At 47.7% G+C, this 24,281-nt stretch carries 30 protein-coding genes and 2 pseudogenes; 3 read left to right on the top strand and 29 right to left on the bottom strand.

The genetic code is table 11. The annotated features are described in order from the left end of the window. Nucleotides 1-40 precede the first annotated feature (40 nt). The 7 genes from ACWGOO_RS07635 to ACWGOO_RS07605 form a co-directional block, all read right to left on the bottom strand. Nucleotides 41-1,255, bottom strand: coding sequence for an HpcH/HpaI aldolase/citrate lyase family protein (locus ACWGOO_RS07635; protein ID WP_452482174.1), 1,215 nt, complete (start codon nucleotides 1,253-1,255; stop codon nucleotides 41-43). A gap of 124 nt (nucleotides 1,256-1,379) precedes the next feature. After that, nucleotides 1,380-2,114 carry a TerC family protein gene (locus tag ACWGOO_RS07630; protein WP_452482173.1) on the bottom strand — a complete coding sequence of 245 codons (735 nt, stop codon included), beginning with the start codon at nucleotides 2,112-2,114 and terminating at the stop codon, nucleotides 1,380-1,382. A 26-nt stretch (nucleotides 2,115-2,140) separates the two neighbouring features. Then, nucleotides 2,141-3,409, bottom strand: coding sequence for a TerD family protein (locus ACWGOO_RS07625; protein ID WP_452482172.1), 1,269 nt, complete (start codon nucleotides 3,407-3,409; stop codon nucleotides 2,141-2,143). A gap of 102 nt (nucleotides 3,410-3,511) precedes the next feature. Next, on the bottom strand, nucleotides 3,512-4,093 hold the full coding sequence (locus tag ACWGOO_RS07620) for a TerD family protein (protein ID WP_452482171.1): 582 nt from the start codon (nucleotides 4,091-4,093) through the stop codon (nucleotides 3,512-3,514). 31 nt (nucleotides 4,094-4,124) lie between these two features. Next, nucleotides 4,125-4,700 (bottom strand): TerD family protein, encoded by a 576-nt coding sequence (locus tag ACWGOO_RS07615; protein ID WP_452482170.1) that lies wholly within the window; start codon nucleotides 4,698-4,700, stop codon nucleotides 4,125-4,127. Between the two features lie 47 nt (nucleotides 4,701-4,747). After that, nucleotides 4,748-5,341 carry a TerD family protein gene (locus tag ACWGOO_RS07610; protein WP_431090231.1) on the bottom strand — a complete coding sequence of 198 codons (594 nt, stop codon included), beginning with the start codon at nucleotides 5,339-5,341 and terminating at the stop codon, nucleotides 4,748-4,750. A gap of 28 nt (nucleotides 5,342-5,369) precedes the next feature. Next, the gene (locus ACWGOO_RS07605) at nucleotides 5,370-5,816 is read right to left on the bottom strand and encodes a tellurite resistance TerB family protein (RefSeq protein WP_452482169.1); all 447 of its coding nucleotides are present in this window, start codon (nucleotides 5,814-5,816) and stop codon (nucleotides 5,370-5,372) included. Between the two features lie 410 nt (nucleotides 5,817-6,226). Between ACWGOO_RS07605 and ACWGOO_RS07600 the strand changes: the two genes are divergently transcribed. After that, on the top strand, nucleotides 6,227-6,430 hold the full coding sequence (locus tag ACWGOO_RS07600) for a hypothetical protein (RefSeq protein WP_452482168.1): 204 nt from the start codon (nucleotides 6,227-6,229) through the stop codon (nucleotides 6,428-6,430). On the opposite strand, the gene ACWGOO_RS07595 is transcribed toward ACWGOO_RS07600, so the two are convergent. The 5 genes from ACWGOO_RS07595 to ACWGOO_RS07575 all read right to left on the bottom strand — a co-directional run bounded on the left by ACWGOO_RS07595 (nucleotide 6,422) and on the right by ACWGOO_RS07575 (nucleotide 8,600). Then, nucleotides 6,422-6,565, bottom strand: coding sequence for an ATP-grasp domain-containing protein (locus ACWGOO_RS07595; RefSeq protein WP_452482167.1), 144 nt, complete (start codon nucleotides 6,563-6,565; stop codon nucleotides 6,422-6,424). The two genes, ACWGOO_RS07600 and ACWGOO_RS07595, sit on opposite strands and share 9 nt — an antisense overlap. A 222-nt stretch (nucleotides 6,566-6,787) precedes the next feature. Beyond that, nucleotides 6,788-7,096: an SH3 domain-containing protein gene (locus ACWGOO_RS07590; protein ID WP_452482166.1), complete on the bottom strand. Its 309-nt coding sequence runs from the start codon at nucleotides 7,094-7,096 to the stop codon at nucleotides 6,788-6,790. 168 nt (nucleotides 7,097-7,264) lie between these two features. Next, complete coding sequence (locus ACWGOO_RS07585; RefSeq protein WP_452482165.1) at nucleotides 7,265-7,528, bottom strand: hypothetical protein; 264 nt, start codon at nucleotides 7,526-7,528, stop codon at nucleotides 7,265-7,267. A gap of 42 nt (nucleotides 7,529-7,570) precedes the next feature. Then, on the bottom strand, nucleotides 7,571-7,825 hold the full coding sequence (locus ACWGOO_RS07580; protein WP_452482164.1) for a hypothetical protein: 255 nt from the start codon (nucleotides 7,823-7,825) through the stop codon (nucleotides 7,571-7,573). Nucleotides 7,826-7,961: 136 nt separating this feature from the next. Further along, a complete protein-coding gene (locus ACWGOO_RS07575) occupies nucleotides 7,962-8,600 on the bottom strand; it encodes a WXG100 family type VII secretion target (protein WP_452482163.1) in 639 nt (212 codons plus the stop codon). Between the two features lie 198 nt (nucleotides 8,601-8,798). On the opposite strand from ACWGOO_RS07575, the gene ACWGOO_RS07570 reads away from it, so the two are divergent. Then, entirely contained in the window at nucleotides 8,799-9,581 is a 783-nt protein-coding gene (locus tag ACWGOO_RS07570; RefSeq protein ID WP_452482162.1) for a Cof-type HAD-IIB family hydrolase, read from the top strand. Between the two features lie 53 nt (nucleotides 9,582-9,634). Further along, nucleotides 9,635-10,423: a formate/nitrite transporter family protein gene (locus ACWGOO_RS07565; protein WP_452482491.1), complete on the top strand. Its 789-nt coding sequence runs from the start codon at nucleotides 9,635-9,637 to the stop codon at nucleotides 10,421-10,423. Between the two features lie 96 nt (nucleotides 10,424-10,519). Here the strand turns inward: ACWGOO_RS07565 and ACWGOO_RS07560 are convergent. From ACWGOO_RS07560 to ACWGOO_RS07480, 17 genes and pseudogenes are all read right to left on the bottom strand, one after another. Further along, nucleotides 10,520-10,687, bottom strand: a pseudogene (locus tag ACWGOO_RS07560) (HPr family phosphocarrier protein); the annotation flags it as partial. A 108-nt stretch (nucleotides 10,688-10,795) separates the two neighbouring features. Continuing rightward, nucleotides 10,796-11,815, bottom strand: a complete 1,020-nt coding sequence (locus tag ACWGOO_RS07555; protein ID WP_452482489.1) for a DL-endopeptidase inhibitor IseA family protein — start codon at nucleotides 11,813-11,815, stop codon at nucleotides 10,796-10,798. A 111-nt stretch (nucleotides 11,816-11,926) separates the two neighbouring features. Continuing rightward, nucleotides 11,927-12,160: a hypothetical protein gene (locus tag ACWGOO_RS07550; RefSeq protein WP_452482161.1), complete on the bottom strand. Its 234-nt coding sequence runs from the start codon at nucleotides 12,158-12,160 to the stop codon at nucleotides 11,927-11,929. A 159-nt stretch (nucleotides 12,161-12,319) separates the two neighbouring features. Further along, the gene (locus tag ACWGOO_RS07545) at nucleotides 12,320-12,430 is read right to left on the bottom strand and encodes a hypothetical protein (protein ID WP_452482487.1); all 111 of its coding nucleotides are present in this window, start codon (nucleotides 12,428-12,430) and stop codon (nucleotides 12,320-12,322) included. Nucleotides 12,431-12,539: 109 nt separating this feature from the next. Continuing rightward, the gene (locus tag ACWGOO_RS07540) at nucleotides 12,540-12,683 is read right to left on the bottom strand and encodes a rhamnogalacturonan lyase family protein (protein ID WP_452482160.1); all 144 of its coding nucleotides are present in this window, start codon (nucleotides 12,681-12,683) and stop codon (nucleotides 12,540-12,542) included. 112 nt (nucleotides 12,684-12,795) lie between these two features. Continuing rightward, nucleotides 12,796-13,356 (bottom strand): SLOG family protein, encoded by a 561-nt coding sequence (locus tag ACWGOO_RS07535; RefSeq protein WP_452482159.1) that lies wholly within the window; start codon nucleotides 13,354-13,356, stop codon nucleotides 12,796-12,798. 188 nt (nucleotides 13,357-13,544) lie between these two features. Next, complete coding sequence (locus tag ACWGOO_RS07530) at nucleotides 13,545-13,886, bottom strand: cupin domain-containing protein (RefSeq protein WP_452482158.1); 342 nt, start codon at nucleotides 13,884-13,886, stop codon at nucleotides 13,545-13,547. Between the two features lie 110 nt (nucleotides 13,887-13,996). After that, nucleotides 13,997-14,335 carry an iron-sulfur cluster biosynthesis family protein gene (locus ACWGOO_RS07525; RefSeq protein WP_452482157.1) on the bottom strand — a complete coding sequence of 113 codons (339 nt, stop codon included), beginning with the start codon at nucleotides 14,333-14,335 and terminating at the stop codon, nucleotides 13,997-13,999. Between the two features lie 369 nt (nucleotides 14,336-14,704). After that, nucleotides 14,705-14,893, bottom strand: coding sequence for a DUF5724 domain-containing protein (locus tag ACWGOO_RS07520; protein WP_452482156.1), 189 nt, complete (start codon nucleotides 14,891-14,893; stop codon nucleotides 14,705-14,707). Nucleotides 14,894-14,980: 87 nt separating this feature from the next. Beyond that, nucleotides 14,981-15,178: pseudogene (locus tag ACWGOO_RS07515) on the bottom strand (MetQ/NlpA family ABC transporter substrate-binding protein); the annotation flags it as partial. Between the two features lie 11 nt (nucleotides 15,179-15,189). Continuing rightward, a complete protein-coding gene (locus ACWGOO_RS07510; RefSeq protein ID WP_452482155.1) occupies nucleotides 15,190-15,981 on the bottom strand; it encodes an energy-coupling factor transporter transmembrane component T family protein in 792 nt (263 codons plus the stop codon). Next, entirely contained in the window at nucleotides 15,956-17,440 is a 1,485-nt protein-coding gene (locus ACWGOO_RS07505; protein ID WP_452482154.1) for an ABC transporter ATP-binding protein, read from the bottom strand. The genes ACWGOO_RS07510 and ACWGOO_RS07505 overlap by 26 nt, the downstream gene beginning before the upstream one ends. Then, nucleotides 17,440-18,036 (bottom strand): ECF transporter S component, encoded by a 597-nt coding sequence (locus tag ACWGOO_RS07500; RefSeq protein WP_452482485.1) that lies wholly within the window; start codon nucleotides 18,034-18,036, stop codon nucleotides 17,440-17,442. The genes ACWGOO_RS07505 and ACWGOO_RS07500 overlap by 1 nt, the downstream gene beginning before the upstream one ends. Nucleotides 18,037-18,441: 405 nt before the next feature. Further along, the gene (locus ACWGOO_RS07495) at nucleotides 18,442-19,245 is read right to left on the bottom strand and encodes a TatD family hydrolase (RefSeq protein ID WP_452482153.1); all 804 of its coding nucleotides are present in this window, start codon (nucleotides 19,243-19,245) and stop codon (nucleotides 18,442-18,444) included. A 21-nt stretch (nucleotides 19,246-19,266) separates the two neighbouring features. Then, on the bottom strand, nucleotides 19,267-21,882 hold the full coding sequence (locus ACWGOO_RS07490) for a polynucleotide kinase-phosphatase (RefSeq protein WP_452482152.1): 2,616 nt from the start codon (nucleotides 21,880-21,882) through the stop codon (nucleotides 19,267-19,269). Beyond that, complete coding sequence (locus ACWGOO_RS07485; RefSeq protein WP_452482151.1) at nucleotides 21,879-23,339, bottom strand: 3' terminal RNA ribose 2'-O-methyltransferase Hen1; 1,461 nt, start codon at nucleotides 23,337-23,339, stop codon at nucleotides 21,879-21,881. The genes ACWGOO_RS07490 and ACWGOO_RS07485 overlap by 4 nt, the downstream gene beginning before the upstream one ends. 22 nt (nucleotides 23,340-23,361) lie before the next feature. Beyond that, nucleotides 23,362-24,180 carry a nucleotidyltransferase domain-containing protein gene (locus ACWGOO_RS07480; protein WP_452482150.1) on the bottom strand — a complete coding sequence of 273 codons (819 nt, stop codon included), beginning with the start codon at nucleotides 24,178-24,180 and terminating at the stop codon, nucleotides 23,362-23,364. Nucleotides 24,181-24,281: the final 101 nt, after the last annotated feature.

Below are 24,281 nucleotides of genomic sequence, written 5' to 3'. Positions count from 1 at the left end.
GTCTACTGGAAGGCAGAATGGATTATGTGTTTCCGTGATTTTAACGCTGAACTGCTCCAGGATAGGCAGCAGGTGTGTTTTCGTGGTTGGGTAAGAGGCTGACAAAATGTTGTTGTTCATGTAACACCCCGTATACTTTTGATCTGTTTATAATACGATGAGCCCAATTTAAATGCGGCTTAATTTCATTCATTTTGTTGGCATAGGTGCTTTTGAATACGCCCACACTACCGTCATTACGCTCCACAATCGCCAGGGCATCCATGTACTCTTCATGTGTCACTGCGTACATGGCCTGTACCGGCTTAATATGGGAAGGATGAATGATCGTTTTGCCGATGATGCCATTTTCCTTGTCCATCATGACCTCTCGGATCAGTCCGTCCACCGCATCTGAAATGAAGTCCATCCTCAGGTTGCGTCCCTGCTTACCAAATGCATCCTCGAAGGGTGACACTCTTAGTTGAGGCTTGAATACCCGTTCCCGATGGGAGAAATATTCCCACACTGGGCCGGAAATGACATAATCCGAGTTCACGCGTCCAAACAGGTTGATAATATCAGCGATGCAATCTCGAATGACGGCAATCTCATAGATTGTAATATCCGGGCTACGTCTCAAGCCAAACAGACTGGAAAAATCAGTTGCCCCAATTCGTACATTCAGCACATACTCCTGATACTGGTCCAAAATCTCTTTGATCGACAGCAACTCATTCCAGCGGGTTTCCCGGTAAATGATGCTGGAGCTTTCGAGAATCGGTAAACCGTACAACACAGGAATATTCCGTTCAGCCTTACCCCGGTTATATCCGGCAATGAGTTCAAAATATGCTCGTCCATTGTCAGAAGAAAACTTGGGCAAAACAAAGCCCGTCAGTAGCGACAGAGATTCTCCCAACCCGTTTAGTAGCCGTTCCAACTGTTCCACAGACCGCACACGTACAAACAGCAGTGGTAAACTCTGTTCACTCATCGCGCCTGTCCGCACATACGACAAAAGTTGAAGCAACTGCTGTGCCAGCGACTGTTCTGCATGCTCGACCTGTTGATCCCCTATGGCATCCTCCAAATCCAGCATGACCGTCGTCAATCCCTCATGTTTTCCATTCTTGATCTCTTCCGCTACTTCCGAACGGGTCGCAGGCATGTACAAAGCCGCCCCTATTGCGTAAGCCAATATACTTTTGGGGGATCGGTTATGAAATTCTGACGGCGGCGTACAAAAGATCGCTTCTACTTCCTCAGAGGTCAAATCATTAAAATATTTCAGGGCCTTCTCCTCCTCTTGCTCTTTCTTGCCTAATTGAAGCCCTGTTGCTCGGGTATAAAAGAAATCCCCCCTTAGATTCAGGAGGGATTTCGCTATACTTTATACATTAAGCCTCTTCGTCGGCCTTTTTCTTTCTTTTCGCCGAGCTCATCACCATTGTGCCTACAAAGACGGCAATCAAAATGCCGAAGAATAAAACTTGCGACATATGAAAGCCAAAAGCAGCAGCCAGCATTTTACCCCCGATAATGGCGATCAGAATAAAGGCTGTCTGTTCCAGTTCCGGAAATTTATCAATGAGCTTGAGGAACACTTGAGCAACACCGCGCATCATCAGAACGCCGAGAATACCACCCATGAACAGCACCCATACTTTCTCGCTCACACCAAAAGCGGCAATGACGCTGTCAATACTGAAGGCAATATCCATCAGTTCGACCATTAATACGGTTTTCCAGAAAGAAGTAGGTTTGTTTTTCACTTCTCCTTCACCTTCGGACTTGAATAAGCCCTTATAAGCAATATAGAGAAGATAGGCCGCACCCAGTACCTTAATCAGCGTGAACTTAATCAGGAATGTACCCAATCCGATGGCCAGAAACCTGAATACATACGCACCCAAAATCCCGTAAAATAAGGCTCTCTTCTGTTGCTCCTTCGGTAAATGCTTAACCATAACTGCGAGAACCAGGGCATTATCCGCCGACAAAAGACCTTCCAGCAAAATGAGAGTTCCAATAATCCCCCAACTCACCGGATCAGTAAACGTCGCTACAACATCACTCCATGAGAAGAAATGGCCGTAGTTCTCGCTGATATTTTTAAATAAATCATTCAACATGAAAAGAGTGCCTCCGATAATTCAGTTTATTTGCTACCCTGCGACCAACGCATGCCCCAGTTATGTGCACGATCCAACTCACGATGACCGCCATAGAACTGCACGAGTCTCTCAATGCTGAACGTTTCATCGTTCACGTTTTGGAGCATGGCAATCGCACACATCCCTTTGCGGTTGTCATGTTCATTCAGGTGAACGACAATGTCCGGTCCGTCCTTCTGGTGCAACGTGACCACCCCGTCCGCCTGCGACCAGTTCGTAACGCCTTCATAAATGAAGGTAAACACCAAAATTCGCTTGATTTCAGAAATTTTAGCACCGTTAATGCGGAGATTTTCCCCTGTTTTCACAGAGCCTGTACGGTCGTCGCCGTCCAAAGCAATGTACGGGAAGCGATTCAGCGAGCCAAAAACTTCACCTAGCGCCTGAATAACACCTTTATCCCCGTCCTTCATCTCATATAAGCAGCCCAGATCCAGATCGACACCCTTGGAGCCACGACTGAAAAAGCCCTTGCTCTGCTGCACCTGATTCCAGTTCAGATTGATTAGGATTTCACCCAATCCGCCTGAGCCTTTTTTCAGATTAATGGTGTCGCCCTTCTTCTTCAGCTCAATTTTCCGCAGATTCAGATTCACCGGTGTTGCAGATGGCTCTGGCTTCGGAGCAGGAGGTGTTGGCGGCGGTGTTGGTGCTGGCTGAGGCGTTGGAGACGGTGGTGTAGGCACTGGCGCCGGAGGAGCCGGATTATTTTCCACTTCAATCCCAAAATTAACGCACAACGCATCCAATCCACCGGAAAAACCTGCGCCAATTGCGTTGAATTTCCATTCCCCGTTATGACGATACAGTTCACCAATGACAATGGCCGTTTCCACTGTAAATCCGCTGTCCAAATTAAACCGCAAAACCTCTCCGCTAACCGGATGAGCAAAACGAATGAACACGCCTTGAACCTGTCCAAAATTTTGCCGTTTCTGATCCGCGTCATAAATGGTTAGCGTAAACGCAATCTTCTCGATGTTTGCAGGAATTCGCGTCAGATCAAGGGCAAATTGCTTTTTGTCACCGGACTGTTGTCCGTCTGAATATGTGATAAAGGGCGTGGTCGGATTGTTATAAAAAATTAAATCCTCATCGCCCGATACTTTTCCTCCAGAACCCAGCAAAAATGCCGAAGTATCCAGTTCCAGAGACGCTGGGGACTCCCAGCCAATCCCTACGTTGACATGGGTCAGACCCGGATTCGTTTTCGTTAAATCCGCCTTCTGTCCCTTTACTACGATAACAGCCATGATCGTGTCACCTTTCTGTCCGTTTGTCATGTGTCAGCGTACGCCAATTCAATGGCTCAAAAAGAAAGGGTAGCGCCCTATGGACACCACCCCAAGTGGATATTATTGAGCGTCCAAGCCATAGTTTTTAGCAAGCGCACCCAATCCACCAGCAAAGCCGCTACCGATCGCCTGGAATTTCCAGTCCGCATTCTGACGGTAAAATTCACAGAATACCACGGCCGTTTCGGTGGAGAAATCCTCTCCCAAATCGTAGCGCAGCACTTCACGATCCGTCGCTGCGTCTACCACACGTACGAAAGCATTGGACACTTGACCAAAGTTTTGCGCACGTGCCTCGTAATCATAAATGGTAACCGTGATCCCGATACGGTGGATGTTCGCAGGAATCTTCGAAAAATCAACGATGATTTGCTCGTCATCCCCATCGCCCTCACCTGTGCGGTTATCGCCCGTATGGGTCACAGATCCTGCTCCGCCTGTTGGATTGTTATAAAATACAAAATCATCTGCAGCTTTTGCTTTACCGTCTTCATAAAGCAGGAAAGCCGAAGCATCCAGGTCAAAGTCCGTCCCACCGCTGTATTTATTCGTATCCCATCCAAGCCCTACGACAACACGGGTCAAGCCGGGATTGGTTTTCGTCAGATCAATACGTTGTCCTTTGGAAAGACTAATGGTCATACCGCATACCTGCTTTCTTTGTATAGATTTTTTACGCCAAACCGTAATCGCGCGTCAATCCTGCAAGACCATCTTGGTAGCCGCTGCCAATGGCATTGAACTTCCACTCTCCGCTATGACGATACAATTCGCCTACAACAACGCCCGTTTCGATCGAGAAATCTTCTCCCAGATCAAAGCGGATCAATTCTTCACTATTCGCCTCGTTTATAATACGAGCATAAGCACGGGAAACTTGTCCAAAGTTTTGGCTGCGTTCTTGTGCTTCATAGATGGTAATCGTAAAAGCGATCTTTTCTACGTTAGCTGGCACGCTGCCCAAATCAATTTTAATTTGCTCGTCATCTCCGTCACCATCACCCGTACGGTTATCACCGGTATGAACAACAGAGCCGTTCTCATTTTGTGGGTTATTGAAAAAGACGAAGTTCTTATCCGATTCTACTTTACCTTCTGCATTAGCCAAAAATACGGATACGTCCAAGTCAAAATCCTTACCGCCATCGTATTTGTTCGTGTCCCAACCGAGACCAACCGTGATTTTGGACAAGCCTGGATTTGTTTTCGTCAAATCGATCTTTTGACCTTTGGATAAGTTAATTGCCATGATAAGAACCCCTTTTCCATAATTAAGTTTGGTATTTGTAAAATAAATTACATATAGCGCTGAGCCAGCACATTAATATGTGCGGCATTCGTACCTTCACCGATGGCAGCAAACTTCCATTCGTCGTTATGACGATAGAGTTCTCCACAAACCAATGCAGTCAGCCCTTCATAATTATCAGATAAATTAAACGTCACCAGTTCCTTGGAATTAGCACCGTCCAGAATGCGGATATACGCTTTCTCGATCATGCCAAAATCCTGTTTCCGGTTTACGCAATCATATATATTTACAACAACAAGCACTTTGTGGACACTGGCAGGAATACGTGCCAAGTCAATCACAATTTGTTCATCATCACCGTCACCTTGTCCAGTCAAATTATCACCGGAATGTACGATAGAGCCGCATGGGCTTTTTTTATTGTGGAAGCATACTACGTTATCCGATTGAGTCAGTTTTCCGTTTGCGTCCAGTAAAATGGCAGAAGCGTCACAATCAATATTCGGTTGTTTCTTGATGCCAAAAAATCCTTTGGACTGCACCGGGTCCCATCCCAATCCAGCAATAACTTTGGTTAGACCTGCGTTTCCTTTGGTCAAATCAATTTTCTGGCCCTTAACCAGATTAATTACAGCCACTGATTAACACACCTCCCTTCCGTAAAATTTACAGACTAAATTCAGACGGATTCAAACCCAGCGCACCGCAAATTTCAGCGACAATTCGTTGTTCATCTGCATCAAAGTCACCGTCAGCAGCACCAATGGCACTACATACGCCAACGACGAGTCGGCCCACTTCAGGCTTGCCTTTCAATTTGCCAATCGCTTTGAGTGCTTCCTGTTTGCCGATTTCAGGCGAAAATTCAAAGTTCGCTACATAGTAATTGAAGCGATTGATGACCTCTCCCATATCAAACACTTTCAGTTCCTCACTTAGATTTATATATCCGGCCATTTTTGATTTCTCTTCCGGACTAATAGTACCGTCAGCAAAGGCTACCAGCGCACAACCCGCCACAACAGCCTCCATGAAATCTTTATTTTTAAACTTCTTAACTTGGTCTCCAAGACCCTTTTTAGTTGTGTTCAGCCAATTTTTAAATGTACTCATGTTGCCCTCCACAAAATCATATTTGGGTGAAACGCATCCTAGTTAATTTCTTCCTTTACTATAACCTGAATTACATTCTTTTTCTACAATAATATACAAAAATACAGTAAATACGATCTATTTTTTGTCGGTATCCTCTCTACCTTTAGCCCTATTTTCTGCTGAAAGGCCCTCTTCCATCATCTATCATTTGGTACCCCAATTGCAAGTCCATAGATACCACGCGGGTAGGTCATATGGATATATAGCTAATTCAACCCTATTCTTCCAGATGGATTGACAGTTCGAGAGGAACAAAATGTTATTTTATCAAATTACAAGTATTTTGCTAATAAATAATATTAAATAGTATAGTCTATTTAGGAGAGAATTTCACATGACCGCACCTTTTGCAGCCTAAGACCATCCTCTTGGAAAATGCCCCCCTATCCGCAGCACTGTATGCAGAAGGTATTCTGGATAACACTGACGTAAAACCGTCCGTTCCCCTGACACAAAACAACGCGATCCGTATAGCTGTAAAAGTCGCCGGATTGACTGAGTTGGCTGCTACATACCCTGCGAATAAGGCGCAGGGTTCCAATTCGATGGAAGCCCTACGCCTTTTACCATAATCCGCGGTTCACCACAGCTTTTTTCAAGTTTGCATAAAACGCTTCAAGGTCTGTGTGTTCTGGCAATCCCGAAACCTGCCCGTCTCCCAATTCTATAATGATCCATTGTCCCGCTTGCGTACGAGCAATATCCATCGTGAAATGGACTCCGAACCTGACTTGCTATCTTTATAAAGTCCCCCAGATCTGCCTGAACTTCCTCATAAGCCGCTTCATCCCAATAATTGACCATAAATACTGGCTTATCGTTAGCTTATACTTGTACTTAAATATTCCTGAATCTTGCATAAAATAACTCTTTTGATGTTATACGGTTCCTCCTGAAGATGACCCTTAAATTGAAATTTTAAGATCTCCCTACCCTCGCAAAACAACGCGGCTACTAATCGAACCAATTAAACCATCAGAAGTTTCAACATGATACCATGTTCGCCCATCACTAGGATCCAACGCAGTATCTTGTAGAAATTCTAAATAGTCTTGATTGCGTACAATACCAACAGTTTTACTGCTGATGGATGGTTCTGCACGCAAATTCGCTTGGCTCACGGTAACCTGCCAGTATTCAATCTCCTCAGTATCTGCATAGCTACTGTAGTAACGTCCATCAGACTTGATAATGACCCGACTGCTTACCCAACCTATTTTCCCTTCCCATGTCTGCACTTACCAGATGCGATCATCATTAGGGTCTATGTATTTGTGGTGCAGATATTCAAGCTCCTCGTCACGTTCAAGTACAGCCATTGACTGAGAATGGATATCTGGTCCCTTTCGAAGATTCACCTGTGCCTCGGTAACACGCCAATACCATGTATCTTCTTCAATCGCGGTTTACTTAACTGGATAACTAGATTTTACGGATTTCTTTGGTAATGCTTCAGAGGTTGAAGTGCTGTCAGTTGCCGTTTTAACCTTAGATGCAGTTGCATTGCCAGTAATACTTTGGGTGTCAGAACTTGTAGCGGTTGAATTCTTAGCTTCCTGAACCTTACTCGGATCAGACTGCTCCTTATTGCCGTTAATATTAATATCAATTTGAGATGGTACGTTACATCCAGCAAGCATTATTAAGCTGAGTTTCCAACTGTCGCTCACCTGTTCCAGAAAAAAAGACTGTAGATTGTATAGATACCACTTCTAGTTATAGTCCTCCCAGTAGCGGTACTCCATTTCATTATCACCTTTGGTGACGATGATCATGTTTTCGATATGTCCAGTTTCTTTGTTGGTTCGGTAGATCATGGTGCGGATTTCGTCCTCATCGGGTACAGAAAATAGCACCTTGTCACTGATCATACCGCCGCCGATGCCGACGACGTGCTCTTCCCAGCCGGAGGCTGCACCTGAACCGAGGCCCGAACTTGCTCCACTATCCCCAGTCCCACGCGACAATATAAGACCTATGCCATATCCGGTGACGATCTGGGCCGTTTTACCCAGAGCGTGCTCTTCGGCGGATTGGGTATGCTCTTGGACTCAGTAATCATATTTATTGGTATTTTGATCATATTTAGCAACATTTTCTTTTTTATCCATCATTAATATCCATTCTCGTGCCATCCTTGCCCGTCAACTCGGTGACGGCGACGAGAGAATCGGATGTGATCCTGGACGTTTCTCCTGTATTGTAATCTGTACGGGTCACCGAGTCCTCATATTGCAGCTGCAGGACATTCATCTGATCGTGGATTTTCTGCATGACCTGCATGTCTCCAATCGCCTCGGCATCTTTCAGTGATTTCTCATATTGATGGTATTTATCGGCGTCGACCTGATCCCAATCATCTATGTTTTTGGGCGTCTTGGAGGCATCTCCAACGTGGTTTTCAGCTTCTCCACTGCCCGCCGACGCTGTACTAGCGCTCATAGCCGCCGCCAGCGCAGTCCAGAAGCCACGCGGATTGCCATCCGCATTTCTAAACTTCGAAGCGATGCTTTTCAGCTCAATTTCAATGGATTGGACCTTGTTTAACACGGAAGAAAGCGTATATTTAGCCGTCCGATAGTCGTTATAAAAGCGATTTCTCTCCATACCGTCCCACTGGCTGTGAAGGTTGTTCATTGTGTTATCCAGGCCGTTTAACTGGTTATATAGTGTTCCGTGGGCATTGGCAAATTGGGAGGCCACGCTATCCAGTTGCTCCGGTGTGACTTGGATTTTTGTCATGATGATCACATCCCGTCTATGAAAATAGGAGATATACATTATATTTTACAGGAATCCTTATTTCATATTGTAAGCTATAGAAGTCGGACATTCATGAGGATTTATACGTATTTGTGTATTCAGAAGCAGTTCCTTTGATATAATGAATCCATATGAGTCCATTTCGACAATACATTATTGAAAGTCAGGTGTAAGGACATGTCAGACAAAAAAATTATCTTTTTCGATATCGACGGTACATTACTGGACGATGACAAGAAAATGCCGCTAACTGCAGAAAAGGCTGTCTTTACTTTGAAAGAGCAGGGTCATGAGGTGGCCATTGCAACAGGCCGCGCGCCTTTTATGTTCAAGGAAATCCGCGAGCAGTTGAAAATTGATTCTTACGTCAGCTTTAATGGGCAATATGTCGTGCTTCGCGGGGAAGTGGTTGCTACGAATCCGCTGAACAGAGAAGCTTTGCAAGCGATGACTGATCTGGCTCTCACACATAATCATGCGATCGTATATATAGATCATGCTAATATGAAGGCCAATATTCCTAACCATGAGCTTGTCGAAAGGTCGATCCGAACATTAAAGGCCCAGCTTTCGGTTGGATATGATCCGCTATTTTTCCAAGGAAGAGACATTTATCAGACACTGTTGATGTGTACGGCAGAAGAAGAACCCTTTTATGAAGCGGTATTCGAAGCTTTTGACTTTGTACGCTGGCATCCGAGTTCTGTGGACGTTGTTCCTCACGGTGGCTCCAAAGCAAAGGGCATCCGCGAAATTACGTCCAGACTGGGCATTGCCGATGAAAATCAATACGCTTTTGGCGATGGTTTGAACGATGTGGAGATGCTGACAGCTGTACATAACAGTGTCGCGATGGGCAACGGCTGTGATGAAGCCAAAGCCGCAGCTAAAATGGTCACAAAACGCGCAGATGAAGACGGCATTTTGTACGGGTTGCAAAAGCTTGGTTTGTTAAGCTAATAGGATTGCTGACTGGGCAATGTTTCGAGAAAAATAGGAGGTTGTCGTTGGATATGGAGACGGAAGGCTTACGCAGTGTCGAACAGCTAGCCATGAAGAAGTACAAAATTTACAAGCAAAGCCCGCTCCGGTATTTGGCACGCTCCATGCTGGCGAGTATGTTCATCGGGTTCGGCGTTATTGTGGCGTTCAAGACGGGCAACTTTTTTTACATGGAGCATTCTCCATTCACTTATCCTATGGCAGCGCTCACGTTCGGGGCGGCCATCATTCTGATCGCTTACGGCGGCGGGGATTTGTTTACAGGCAACACCTTTTATTACACCTATGCTGCGCTCCGTAAAAAGCTGCGCTGGGGACAGGTACTTCGGCTGTGGGCTGCCAGCTATGGCGGTAATTTGCTGGGTGCCGGGGTCTTCGCACTCCTTATTTTTTTAACTGGGCTGTTTGAGTCCTCCAATGTGAACAGTTTTTTGCTGAATGTGGTGGAGCATAAAATGGAAGCGCCCGCAATGCAGCTGTTCTTCCGAGCTATTTTGTGTAACTGGCTGGTCTGCCTTGCCTTTTTTGTTCCGATGTTTATGAAGGAAAATGGCGCGAAGATGTTTGCGATGATGCTGTTCGTGTTCTGCTTTTTCATTTCGGGATATGAGCATAGTGTGGCTAATATGTGTACTTTCGCCATTGCGCTCGTGCTGGACCATCCGGGTACGGTCTCTGTCGCTGGTGTGATCCATAATCTCGTTCCGGTTACGCTCGGGAATCTGGTTGGCGGCGTGCTGCTTATGGGCGTGATGTACTATTCGGTGAATCTCCCGTTTTTGGACGAAGAGGAGCATTAAAAAAGAAGCCGTGGGATTTAATTATTCCACGGCTTCTTTTTTAATTAGAGCATTTTTAATTAGAGTATGCAGTGTCTACAGGCATTTATTTGTCTGTTATCCTTCTTGAGCAGGAAAATGAATAAATTCCTCCAGTTCCTTAAACAGCATCTTGGGATTGACGGTGTCGGGCACCACCAGAGTCAGCGGTTCATCCAGCTTTAGCACATACATGCCTAGAATGGATTTGGCATCTGCCATGCCGCTTTTGCCATGAATCCAAATGCCAATGGGTGTCATCATTACCCAGCATTCCCCTGCCTTGAATTGTGACTTACGAAACAAGTCTCAACTTCACTTTACCCCATATGAAGCATGTTGCAAATTCTTAATTTAGAAAATGACATGCGGCGCGGTGCTTATTTTCCAGTAGCTGCCGACCTTTTCAAAATTCACGGTGATTTTCTCGTTCGCCTGCTTGGTTCCTGCCGGATAAGGCACGGTCAGCAGATAGCTACGCTTAACCGGAGTCATCGTCACCATTTTCGCTGTAGCCCGGTTGAACTCCAGCAGGTTACCACCATCTGCATCCAGTTGAGCAAGTTTTCCGTTAATTTCAACGAAAAATTTGCCAACAAATTGCTCACTGGCCTGCTTCGTATAGGCCTGCGTCAGATAGCTGATCAGCTTGGTCTTTGTGCCGATGTCCTCGGAAAGATAGCGGTAGCTTTTGCCGTTCCACTGGAACGATTCGCCCACCGTGCTACCACCTCTGATCGCGTACAGATAACGCGACTGCGCCTCCAGCACGAGCGGAATGGTGCTCTCGTGATTCAGCTTGTCCAGTTGCGTTGGTTTCACGCTGGTAGCCGCGGCTGCTGGCGCCGAAGTGGACGGCTCCTGCGGCTTCGCAGTCGACGGTACGGACGGGGCCGATGCTGCTGGAACCGACGGCGCTGGGGCTGGCACTGGCACCTTGGCTGGGGCGGATGCTGCCGGGGCTGGCACCTTGGCTGGAGCGGATGCTGACGGACTGGCAACGCCCGGTTGCGTCGCTTCCGCTGGAGCGGTCACGGCGGGCGCTGGCACCTTGGCTGGGGCGGATGCTGACGGACTGGCAACGCCCGGTTGCGTCGCTTCCGCTGGAGCGGTCACGGCGGGCGCTGGCACCTTGGCTGGGGCGGATGCTGCCGGACTGGCAACGCCCGGTTGCGTCGCTTCCGCCGGAGCGGTCACGGCGGGCGCTGGCACCTTGGCTGGGGCAGATGCTGCCGGACTGGCAACGCCCGGTTGCGTCGCCTCCGCTGGAGCGGTAACGGCGGGCGCGGCAGCTGCGGCCTGCGTTACGCTCATAAGTGCGGTTGCGATACACAGCGCGGATAGCTTCGTATTTATTTTCGTACCTGTTTTCATCATTCGATGCACCTCCATAATCATATACCTGCATAAACTCCATACTTTTCTATTATAAGAATCCCGCACCACAATTGGGTTGCTAAATTGTTTCTATTTGCCTTTATTTGTTCATTCTGCACGAAGTTTGTCCGTATTTGCCGGGTGCGTTTCTTCTGACTGCTTCACTCGCTTTGCCTCCACCTCCTTCAGGGATTGTGACAGTTGCTTAACAGACCGATCAAGCTGCTCCAATCTGCGGCTAAGGGTGACAAGGATATATTTTAACAGAATCAGACTTAATGCAGCAGGGAATCCGACATTGGTTACGAGTGCAATCATACCTTCCGTCGTTAGAGAAGTCACATATCCCGCCTCCTTTTTCATGCGTATATTTCACTAATAAGAACTAATGTTCCCATTTTTCACGAAAATCATACGTCGGATTCTTGTTGGCATGACAAAAAGAGCCCCGATCAATCCGGAGCCCTTCCGTTTTTATCCATTCGCGTGAGTGGGTATAGTTCACTTGTCGATTTTACCAGCGCTCGACGAGGTATGATCCAGCAGTTCACGCAGCAGGTCGCCATCCCACCAGATTCCAAAATGAATGAAGGACAGTAGCGTATTCGTAATAAGCTCTCCTTTAGCCGAGCGTACGCCGATGCCCGGTGCCCATGCTCGTTCCCCTTCGTGTACGGATCAATATCTGCCGACATGCCTCTTCCAGTATCCTTGCCTGTATTTACGCCCATAACATGTTTCCACTACGAGGGTCATACATGGCAGCGCCGTAAGTCTCATTTTTGTCCTCGTTTACCTTGAACACTTCATACTCTGAACGGTACGGGTCCAGATCCCCAACATGAAGTGCGTCCCCGTCTCCCATTGTACGTGTAACTCACCTTATCCGGGGCTGTACCGCCTGCTGGATGGGAACATCCAGATCATTGTCGCTCCAGACTTTCACCGCAATCTTTTTTTCATCTGAATCCTTAACTTCAGAGATCCATGAATAATCGTTCTTCATCCGCTATGCTCTGGATATCTTCCGAGCTGATGCTGATATATTGATAGTCTTCTGCCTGCTGTTTTTTTAATGCCAGCTCTTTCATAAAACGCGGACTGCCCTCTGCCGCATCCTCGTCATAAACGAGCAATAAACCATCGGTTTTGCGGAAAAGCAGTTCATCCCGTGCCTTAAGTTGCCATATTCCCTGATAAGGCTGGCGGCTGACTACTCCCACATAATCAACCCCCTTACAGATCTGCTGAAAATACTCCTTTTTATCCTCCTTCCACTTTTCCTCCATATTTTGATAGGCCGCCATAATGGAGCATTTTAAGTGAGGATATTGCTGCTTCAGTGAAATTGCCACTTCACAGGCCCACAGATCCACCCCGTACTGACCGGGGGTAATAATCCACTCCAGTCCTTCTTCAATCAGGGGAATGAGCCTGCCTATGATCGCCTTTTTGATATAGGGAATGCCTTCGTGCTTTTGGCTGAAAATATTCAATTCATGGGCTCGGTAGCCCGAAACGAGCAAGTTTCTCATCATCTCAACGTCCTTCTCGAATGATCATAATGGTTATTGTACCATTTACAAAGGAGGCCACTACATAACTTAGTTCTTTGGAGCGCTGAGTGGATATATCCAAAAAGACGAACTTCGCTCCATTTTTGCTGGATGAGGTTCGTCTTTTTGGATTCGCTACTGGTTATGGGTTGATGCTGATTTAGTTTCTATTATATATTTTGAGCGTAATGCTCGTTGGGCGTTTTCGTTAAAACGACATAAAGGCTGGATTCGATATCTGTGCCGTTGCGATAAGAGAAACTCTCATCCCCAGTGATATGAATGATATCCCCTTTGGCCACCGCTGTTTCCGTCCCATTGCTGGTTACTACCCCATGTCCATCAAGAACCAGGATATAAACGTTAGCACCCGGATGGTTATGGGTCGGCAACTCGGTTCCGGGGCTAAAATTGAGAATAAAGATAACATTTTCTGCTTCTTTATGAATAATGCGTTTAGTAAATGTATTCTCCTGATATTCTTGAAATTGGGCAAGGTTATTCTTTTCCATAAAAATCACTCCTTATTTAGATCTTATTCCCAACTTATTAAAAACGGATTTCATACTCGCAATAGTCGTCTCCGTTTACATTACGTGCTTTCCCTAGCATCCAGCACTCTTCAAGTGGCCGATTTTACACGCACATCTTTCATTCTAATGTTGCTGCTGAATAGGCCCGCATCACTGCTCAATTTAAACGACGGATAATTAGGGTCTGCCTCAAGCCTCATTCTGCTGTCGAATTGCTGCTCCTGCTGCCGGTCTACAAAAAAAGAATAGGGCTCGGACTGAATGACTATATCGGTAGCATCGGGCGCAGTGACCACCAAGATGACAATTACGCCGTTACATCCACAGCCCTCTGTGTCATAAAACAACTTAAATACTCCCGGTCGTGCTGAAAGCGCGCTTGCTAATCGTTCAACTGACAATGGGTCCAACTGTAATTGTATATCCATGAGGCTATTCTTCTCCTTTATGCCTGAATACTTGGAACCGTGATTCCAAAAGAGCGAAATGTAAACGATGTATATGTATACATTATAGTTAAGCTTTTCAATATACTTGTGTGACTGCACTCACCTTTTGAACGATGGAGTGATGGTCGGCGTCGAACCATTTCATTCGCTATACGACATCGCCACCGCTTGCAGTCTTAACAGTGGTGCTCTAATCTGTATAGCCTGACTAATCTACCTTGTGGATGCTGCAAGAATCACGATAAACAAAAAGTGTAACCCTCCTAATTTAGAAGAGTTGCATCTTTTTTTAAGAATAAGACCTCGTCAATAGCCCCTCCATCTGCTGCATTTCCTCTTCCGCCAGCATCAGCTTGCGCGCCTTGGAACAGCGAACTCTCGAATGCTCATACTTTTGTCGGACAGGCTTGAGAAAATAAATTCACGCTGCACCGTATCATCCGGATTCCGCACAATTTGATTCAGCAGTTCACCGCGTAGATTAAAGCTATTCTGATCCAGCACCTTATTAAGGATAGAAAAGAAAAAAACCTGCACAGGGAACTCCATCTGCTCATCACAGACTTCATTACCCTATACAGGCCACAACTAATCATAAAACAACGTTTCAACACTCGTATGTATTTAAAATGCTGGAACGACGCTGTCCTTGTAATTATCCTCGAAAAATTTACGAACCTTCCGACCGGTCATTCGCTTCGCCAGCTTTTGAATGGCATCCGAATCCGCATTATCCTTGCGCGCTACCAGATTAATAGCAAAGTGAGTATCGTCCTTTTCAGTAATTAACGCGTCCTTCTTCGGCGTCAGGCCCAACGGCCTTTTGGCAACAATTAGCGTACATCCCATGTCTCCACATAAGGAAACTGAATACCAAGTCTCCAAGCCAGTGCAATCATCACCACAAAATAACAAATAAACACGATATCTACGGCCGAATAACGGATTTCATAATAATACGTGCGCTTGGTTTCATTGGCAAACCCCTTGGCCTCCATGGCAATAGCAATTCGCTGGGCGCGCCGGATGCTTTGAGCCAGCAGCGGAATCGCATATCTGCGGAGCGTAGCATACATATTCCATTTGGACACATGCTGATGTACACCCCGAATGCGGTGAGCATGTCTCAACGTTTGGAATTCCTCCAGCATTATCGGCATCATCCGCATCGCCGCCAAAAAGCTGTACGCATATTTCGGAGGAAGCCTCCATTGCTGCATCAGCGAATAAAACAGATTCACCGGGCGGGTTGTCAAACCAAATAACAGTCCTGCCGCCGCCATACTCAGCGCACGAAGTCCAAGATGCATTCCCCGATAAAAGCTTTCCTGCGTGATATGGATCAGGCCCCATGTCCACCAGGTCGTCACCCCTTTACCGAACATCATCATGCCTGTGGAGGTTGAAATAAACACCAGTATAAAAGGAGAACCATACAGCAGCAGTCGCTTCCACGAATGGCCTGACCAGACGAGCAACAGCAGCATAGCACACGCTACATTGAACATCACGTTCGGATTGTGAATCAGAATGACGACCACGAACAACAAGGAAAACATAACAAGCTTTAGCCCCGGATTAACCCGGTGAAGCCATGTTTCATGAGGGGGAAAAGACAGGTTCATGCCGCAGGTCCCCCTTCTGTATCCGCCATATATCCGTGCAATATCGACGGACAATTTCCGGGTCATGCGTGACCATCACAATCGCCGTGCCTGCCGCTCTAAGCTGTTCCAGCATGTCCAGCATGACAAAGGTATTGCGCGCATCCTGCCCAAAGGTCGGCTCATCCAGCAGCAGCACCGCTGGCTCACGGATAATGGCCGTGGCAATGCTCAGCCGCCTTTTTTGCCCCAACGATAGCTGATACGGATGACGTTCATCCAGCCGTTCCAGCCCAAACTGTACGAGCATTCGATCCACTCGCTCCCGGCGCTGTTCAGCTGTAAACAAGCTCTCCGGCAGCGAATACTCCAGTTCCTTCCGAACGGTGTGCGCTACGAATTGCAGCTCCGGATTTTGAAACACGAACGCAATACGCTCTGCCAGCTGTTCCGTACCGCCAGCCTCTATTCCGTTCACGCTGTAACTTCCCTGCGTTCGGATTAAGCGCATCATGGAGAGCAGCAGCGAGCTTTTACCAGCCCCATTTTCACCGACCACACCAATCCAGTCCCCCGGCTTCACCTGCGCTTGCTCTACATGAATGACTGAATTCGAACCCCGAAGGCCGCTAAAATGCTCCAGCTCCAGTATAGGAGTACCCGCTGCCAAGATGAACGCCCCGCAGTCATTCCCCACTCCATGCTCCTGTTCCCCTTGTTCACTCCAACGTGGTGAAGATGCCTCATCCCATACGCCCGGATACCAGACACCGTAATCAGACAACGCCTGCCGATGCACATGAAAAACCTCTTCCGCAGTCCCATCCTCCATGATTTCCCCTTGAGCAGAAAGCACTACAATCCGGTCCACATCATGGACAATTTCATTAATTTTATGCTCCACAATCACTAGCGTCTGATCTGCCGAAATGTGGCGAATCGTATCCCACACCTGTGCGGTGCCTTCTTCATCCAGCAAAGCCGTCGGCTCATCCAGAAAAAGCACCTCCGGCTTCATCGCCAGCACAGACGCAATCGCCAACCGTTGCTTCATGCCCTGAGACATGCTGCCAATCGGCATATGTATTTCATCCGTTGAAAGACCGACCTGCGTCAGCAGCTCGCGGATACGAGCCGGCATTTGCTCCCGGGGAACCTGATTATTTTCCAATACAAAAGCCAGTTCCTCGTCCGCATACGACATACAAAACTGCGTATCCGGATCTTGAAATACGACACCCGCACGCGCCGGAATGACAGCAGCATCACATTTCATCGGTACTTCTATCGTGCGTGGAATCAGACCGCTCAGTACCTGGAGCAGCGTTGATTTACCACACCCACTTGGTCCAAGCAGCAGCAGCTTTTCCCCCTTACAGACGGATACAGACATATTGTGAAAAAGCAGCTCCTGTTCACCGGGAAATTTCAAACGAAGACGAGTGACCGATGCTACCACATCTTCGGCAATCAAACTCATTAGTCCAGCCCCTTATAGTCCTGTTCCGTTGTGGGTCTCAAGGTACGTGTCACCCCGGTGACTTCCAGCGCCTTAGCCAGATAGAACGCGAATACCCCGGCAATCACAATACTGCCAATCATGCGGAATCCGATATACAAAACATAGTTCCAGGTCGAAAGCTGATCAATATACCCGTAACTGAAGTCTAAAATCAAAGAGACGATAGCAGATCCAGCCGCAGCCAACGAAGTGACCCACAGGTTGGCGTTCCGGTACAGAAAAATCGCAAAGAACAGCTCTGCTCCCAATCCTTGCAGCAAGCCGTAGTATAAGGTGGACATCCCCCATTCACTTCCCAAAAAAGCACTGACCGTTGCCGCTGCCACCTCTGCTAAAATCGCAACTCCCGGCTTGCGGATAATAAGATATGCGAAAGTGCCCGCCATAAACCACATGCCATACACCAATTGCTCGGCGTTCAGCCCAAGCGGTTTCACCAGATCATACGCAGGTCCCCATATTTTATAGACCAACCCGAACACGACGGCGATCACAATCGTGACCAAAATATCCGTTAGCTTCAATCCTTTAGACGCTCTTACAGCAGTATTCATCATTATGATGTACTCCCCTTTTTCCTTAAAATAGGCCTCGTGGCCATGAAAAAAAGCTTGTCCAGAGCTGAATCTCCAGGCAAGCTTTATGCGCAGTAAAAGGTCGATCACCATACAAAACATCATTCGTCGATATGCCTCATACAACCAGTAGCCCAAGCGCAGCCGTCTAGCTTGATTATAGGATAAGAATTGAATCTATCGACAACCGCAAGACAAGCGGCATTCCTGTATAGTGCTCTAGGTTTCTCTACGCTGGCATTACCCAGATCAGATTTCACGGTCGGTGGCAAGGGCCACCCTCTCAGCCTGACTTTCTCAAGCTCCCGACAATGCTTTTTAATTCACTATAATGTACACCACATCTATTGCTTTGACAATCCTAATATTGATTTCAATAACCACTTATTCTTCTACAGATAATCCGAAAAAACGTTTGGTCGTCTCCGTCGTCGCGATTTCGATCTCCGTGATGCTTCGACCTGTACATTCTGCGACCGTAGCGGCAATATGTGCGAGATAGATCGGCTCATTGCGTCCTTCCTTCGGCTTTACAGGTAAATTACGCGGGGTGAGAAATGGAGCATCCGTTTCAATCATTAGACGGTCCAGCGGAATATCCCTGACCAGTTCACGCAAATGCTTGCCGCGCCGTTCGTCGCAGATCCAGCCTGTAATACCGATGTACAATCCCATGTTTACATACGTATGCAACTCCTGTGCGGTTCCGGTAAAGCAATGCACCACCGCCTTATCTACCAGCCCATGATGCTCCCGCAGCATAGCCGCAAAATCCTCATGCGCATCCCGCTCATGCAAAAATAATGGCATTTTCAGCTCGCCAGCCAGCTTCATCTGTTCCCTAAACCATTGACGCTGCACATCACGCGGAGAGAAATCACGGTTATAATCCAGCCCGCATTCCCCGATGGCTACGACCTGCGGCTGACCCGCCAGCGTACGGAGCTGTTGAATCGTATCCGGGGTACAGTCTTTGGCATCATGAGGATGCACACCAGCCGTCGCATACAGCTTGCCGGGATAACGTGCCGCATACTGAGAAGCCTCCCGGCTGCTGCGGACACTTGTCCCGGTAATAATCAGCGGTGTAATCCCTTCAACTGCCGCTCTCTTCACCACCTGCTCCCTATCCTCATGAAACGAACGATGCATCAGATTTACACCAATATCAATCAGTGACGTGTCCATCTCAGTTCCTCCTTTATAAAACTATAATCTCGGATCAACCGGTTCCGATTCCAGCGACAGAGCGGCAAGGACGCATTCATGAATATGCTCCACCGTATCCTTGCGGACAAAGCGTTCCACACTCTCCATACCAAGCGCCCCCTCCATCAACGCATGGCGCTCCTTTTTACCCGTTCGCCGCTGCTTCAGACGCTTTAAATGTTCTGGCACCAGATAATCCATACCATAAATGATGTGCAAATATTTGCGTCCTCTCACCTTGATTGCAGGCTGAATCAGCTTGTCCCTGTTTTTCATCAAAAAGCGTTCCGGCTTGATCACAATTCCTTCGTGACCATCCTCTGTCATTTCGCTCCACCAGCGAATGACCTCTTCCTCGCTTGCCTCATCCGTAATAACCCGATACTCCGTCTCCATAAACAGCGATGACATACCAGCCAACTCCCGGTTTTGCTCCATATGCCATACATGAGATTGGTCGAAAAACGCTTTTTCGCTGTGTGCCAGCGTATGGAACGGTGCAATACGGATTTCATCCAGACCGTCCACATCCCAGCAATATTTTTGAAATGCCTCCTGAAACATTACCGCATTCGCATATTTCCGCTCCATTTCCTCCAGCCAGTCTCCAACTTCCCGTCCCCCAGCCTTGGCCTGATACAGCTTGTTGATCAGCTTGCTGCGGTCCAGAAGGGCAGCTTCACCCACATGCGCATACTGTGAGGCAATCAGTTCCCGGGCCTTGAGATTCCACGGTACAATTTCCGCATCCAGTAAAACAAACTCCGTCCGGTTCCGTTCAAAATATCCAGCGTTCTGGAGATCATGATTCAGCTTCGCCAGCACCTGCTTGCCGATACCCGGTTCAAAGAAAGCCCGCCCGCTCCGACTGTAAATCGTACCCAGCGTCGGGTAACCTACATATTCAACAGCGGCCTGCTCGTTCTTGAATAACAACAAAACAGCACGGCTGCCCATATGCTTTTTCTCCGCTACCATCGTCTGAACTCCCTGCCCGCGATAATAAGCCAGCGCCTCACGCGGATGCTCCAGATATCCTTCCTCCGTAGACACCATGGGGGCGGGACTCATGGTCGGCGGAATATACACCAGTTCCTCCATCGGCACCGTCACATGTGACACCGTATCTATAGCAGATTTGGCCAGTTCTCCCTGTATGCGAACCTCACCGTACGCTTCCGTAAGCACGCTGTACCCTGCCACCAGCTTGCGCAAATTCGGCGGGGAAAAACGTTTTTTCTCCCATCGGACCAAAGGGCTATCCGAATCATTCGCATAATTCTCATAGGCTGGAACACTGATAAACTCCTTTTCAGGATAACGATAAGCCGTCAGCATACCGCCGAATACCACGCCCTGATCTATATTGACCGTCTGGTTCACAATTGTAGGCTGCGGTCTTGGATCATGTCCCCATACCACTATTTCTCCCGATTCATGCTCTACGAACCAGTCTTTACGGATCGGTTTGCCGTTCGCATCCTGTTCTTCCGTATCTCCATAACGACAATAATCCGAAATTCGCGCCGATTGCTTGCCGATATAATGATCCTTAATCCCCGCATGAGCCACCACCACATTTCGTAAACCGTCCCTACCAAAAATAAGATGAGACGGTGCAGCCAGCAGAAAATCCCTCAACTCGCTTCTAAGCTGTTCTGCTGCTTCCTTGCCCGCTTTGTGTTCATATTGGGTCAGCTCCATTGCAAAGCGTTCATCCCCGTGACTGAGTGTAACCTTTCTCCCATCCAGATAGCGGCCGATTTTCCAGCCGTGGTTGCTGTCGATCATATACGCTAATCCAGCATCCACCTGCTTTTTCCAGAAGCACATCGCCTGTAACGATTCCGGGCCACGGCTCATCACATCCCCGACAGATACCAGCTTTCTTCCATCAAAATGACGATACAGCCCTTCTGCATCCTCCGTATATCCAAGCTGGTCTATCACTTCCATCATCTCGCGATAGCATCCGTGTATATCGCCAATGATATCAATTCCTGCCCCGATTTCATGGAACAGCGGATGGTCACGGCGGACAAAGCTCATTTCTTTTACATCCTTAAGCACATAACAGGAGTCGAAGCCTTCAGCCCGAAGACCGCGCAGGTTCCGCTTCAATTGCTGTGCCTGCTGCTTGACACGTTGGCGACCACGCGGATGCTCCCTGCCTGAATCCCGCTCCAGCAGCACGGATTCGGGTACATCCAGCACTATAGCAATAACGGGAACATTCGCCTTGCCTGCAAGCTGTACATATTTTTGACGGTCCTCGGCATACAGATGGGTGGCATCCACAACTGTCAGCTTATTCAAGCGACAACGCATAGCCAAAATCGTATCCATTGCCTCGAACGCCTTGGCCGACATTTGCTGATATTCGTAGAACAGCACGTCCGATTCCAGCCTTGGAAGTCCGCGCCAGTCTATAAATTCCGTATCTCCGACCAGCTTGCGAAAATGATCCGAGGATACGATTTCTGTCTCCAGCAAAATCCCTTCGCTCACCAGCCTGTCCAATAAAGTGGTTTTACCACTGTTGGAGGCTCCCACCAGCACAACCAGTCCGGCATGTGGTAACTCAATCGTACGTTTGGATGAAATGCTCCTGCTCATGCGTCCCTCTGCCCCTTTCTGCGCGTAAATATAGCCATTTGAGTCGGTTGGCCGAAGCCTACGACTTCTTCTCCAACACCCTCCAGCGATAATGAATAAGGAGCTTCCTTAATCCATTGCTCACACCGTTCTTGAAACTCCGTTCTGCTCCACTCAAATCGGTGATCCCCATGCCTTAGCTCCTGCTGATCCATGTTATATACTTCATTGTATTCCAGGTTTGGAGTCGTTACGATCAGCACACCGGGCTGATATTCCGTCACAATGGTCTCCATAACCCGGTTTAGACGATGCTCATCCACATGCTCGATAACCTCGCACAGGATCATAACATCCTTGCCCCGCAATAATTCATCATAATAAAAGAGGGAGCCTGTCACTGGTGTGGGGCTAATCGCGTCAGCATGCCTTTCCAGCTTGGCAAACCGCTCCATGGCTCTCACCTGTGCTTGAGCGGACGGCTCCACCGCCCAAATTTCTTCGACGCCCGTCATTCGAGCCATCCGGGCCGACAGCTTCCCTTCGCCTGAACCAAAGTCCACGATCTTCTGACGCCGGGGCAGCTTGCGGATCACGTTCATAATAGCTTGATAGCGCAGCTCATTCAGACGGACTACAGGTTCTGGCTTCACTTCCTCCTGCGACTGTTCTTGCTGCTGATCGTGAGCCTGCTTATGCTTTTGATCTGGTGCAGCATGCTTTTCAGCACGCCCAGACTGCCCTTTTGGATGAGGCTCAACAGCGACTTGTTGCTCAAACTGTTCGATCAGATTGGCAAAACGAAGCGTACGCCGGATAATCAACTCACGCAGCGGATGCTCCTCCAGCCAGCCCTCGCCATAACGTTTCAGCTTGTCAAACTCATCCTCACTGATGTAATAATGCTTGTAATTATCCAGTATCGGAATCATCAAAAATAACTGCCGCAGCGCATGCTGCACCGTCTGACAGCCGCTTAACGTAATATATCTGACCGTACTTCGGTTTTTCAGCTGAAAAGAATAATCTGCTTCCCCGCGTTCCATGACCATTTGATAGCCCAGCGGAGCAAACAATCCCTCCATTACAGAATCTGGCAAATCAGAAGCAATGGGACCAAACGATAGCTCCAGCGCAAAAGGATGATTCACCCATTCCGCGTATTCCTCCTTGGGTTTACCGTTCAAGGCCGTCCCCAACGCACTACGAATATAGGAGCAGAACAGGCTGCTCGTCACAAACTCACGGTCATTAATATATTGTGTAATGTCATAGCTATCCGGACTGTTTTTGACCAGATCAATAGAATCAGGCGAAGCCTGAATGACAATCTCAGCCTCTTCCTCGGTAAAAATGGTGTACACCATGCGCACCCGTACGCCTTTTTCCGTGCGATCATACGTATTGTAAGGATTTTTAGCGAGCAAATGAGAAATCATCCCCGCATTCGTTCCTGTCGCTTTTAATGTGATATGCATGTTCCTTTTCCCCTTCCAAGCCCTATGCTTGCCATACTTCCTCCACCACAGCACGGAACAAATCATCCAGTTGCTGATCACGTCCGCCCTCCATATGCTGGAGCAAAGGCGCCTTTTGTTCAAAATAAGCCATTTGCTGCTGGATAAAATCATTCACCACCGAAAGCTGTGGCTCAATATCCAGTTCCTCGCCGGCTTTTTTACGCTGCAGCAAATGTCCGATCACCTGATAAAGCTCTGTATCTGCCGGAATGAATTCCTCCAGCAAGTCTTCAAATCCCATCGGAGGCATACTGTTATAGCGTTCAATCCAGCCACAGGCCAGCAACGGACGCAGCACATAAAAATACTTTTTAATCTTCACCTGTTCTCCTTGCAAATAATCCCGATAGTTTCCCCGCGCCATATTCAGATAGTGATACATACAGGACTTAGGCGAAAAAGTTAACGGCGATATAGCGCGAATCTGCTCTGCCACTGAATAGGGCTCCAGATAGGGAATCGGGGATTGCAGCCATTCCAGCAAAGGCGGATTGGACTTGCGAAACAGATTGAGCGCTTTTTTTAAATCCCAGCCGTTGATATCCAGCAAATCGCTGATCGGACGCTCAATCACATCCCGTTTATCAAAAATGGACAAATACCACTCTACGGGCCTTACATAAATAAAACGTACATCATAGTCACTATCCTGTGAAGGAAATCCCCACGCCCGGCTGCCTGATTCACAGGCATATACAATGCGCACCTGCTCCTCCTTCTCCAAAACGCGCAGCTCATGCAATATCGCTTCATGCATTTCCGGTTTAATTGAATCCCGCTCATGTTTTATATCTGTCATGCTATTCCCTCCCTAACCACCGCTTTTATACTTTGATATTTCCTGAATATCCCTCATTCATTCTACGTCCCGGCTTGGTTGGCAGATTCTGCTTGGTATTT

The organism is Paenibacillus sp. NPDC055715 (assembly GCF_053617595.1).
Note: the sequence above shows the minus strand (reverse complement) of the source record. Positions and strands in the feature narration are given on the sequence as shown.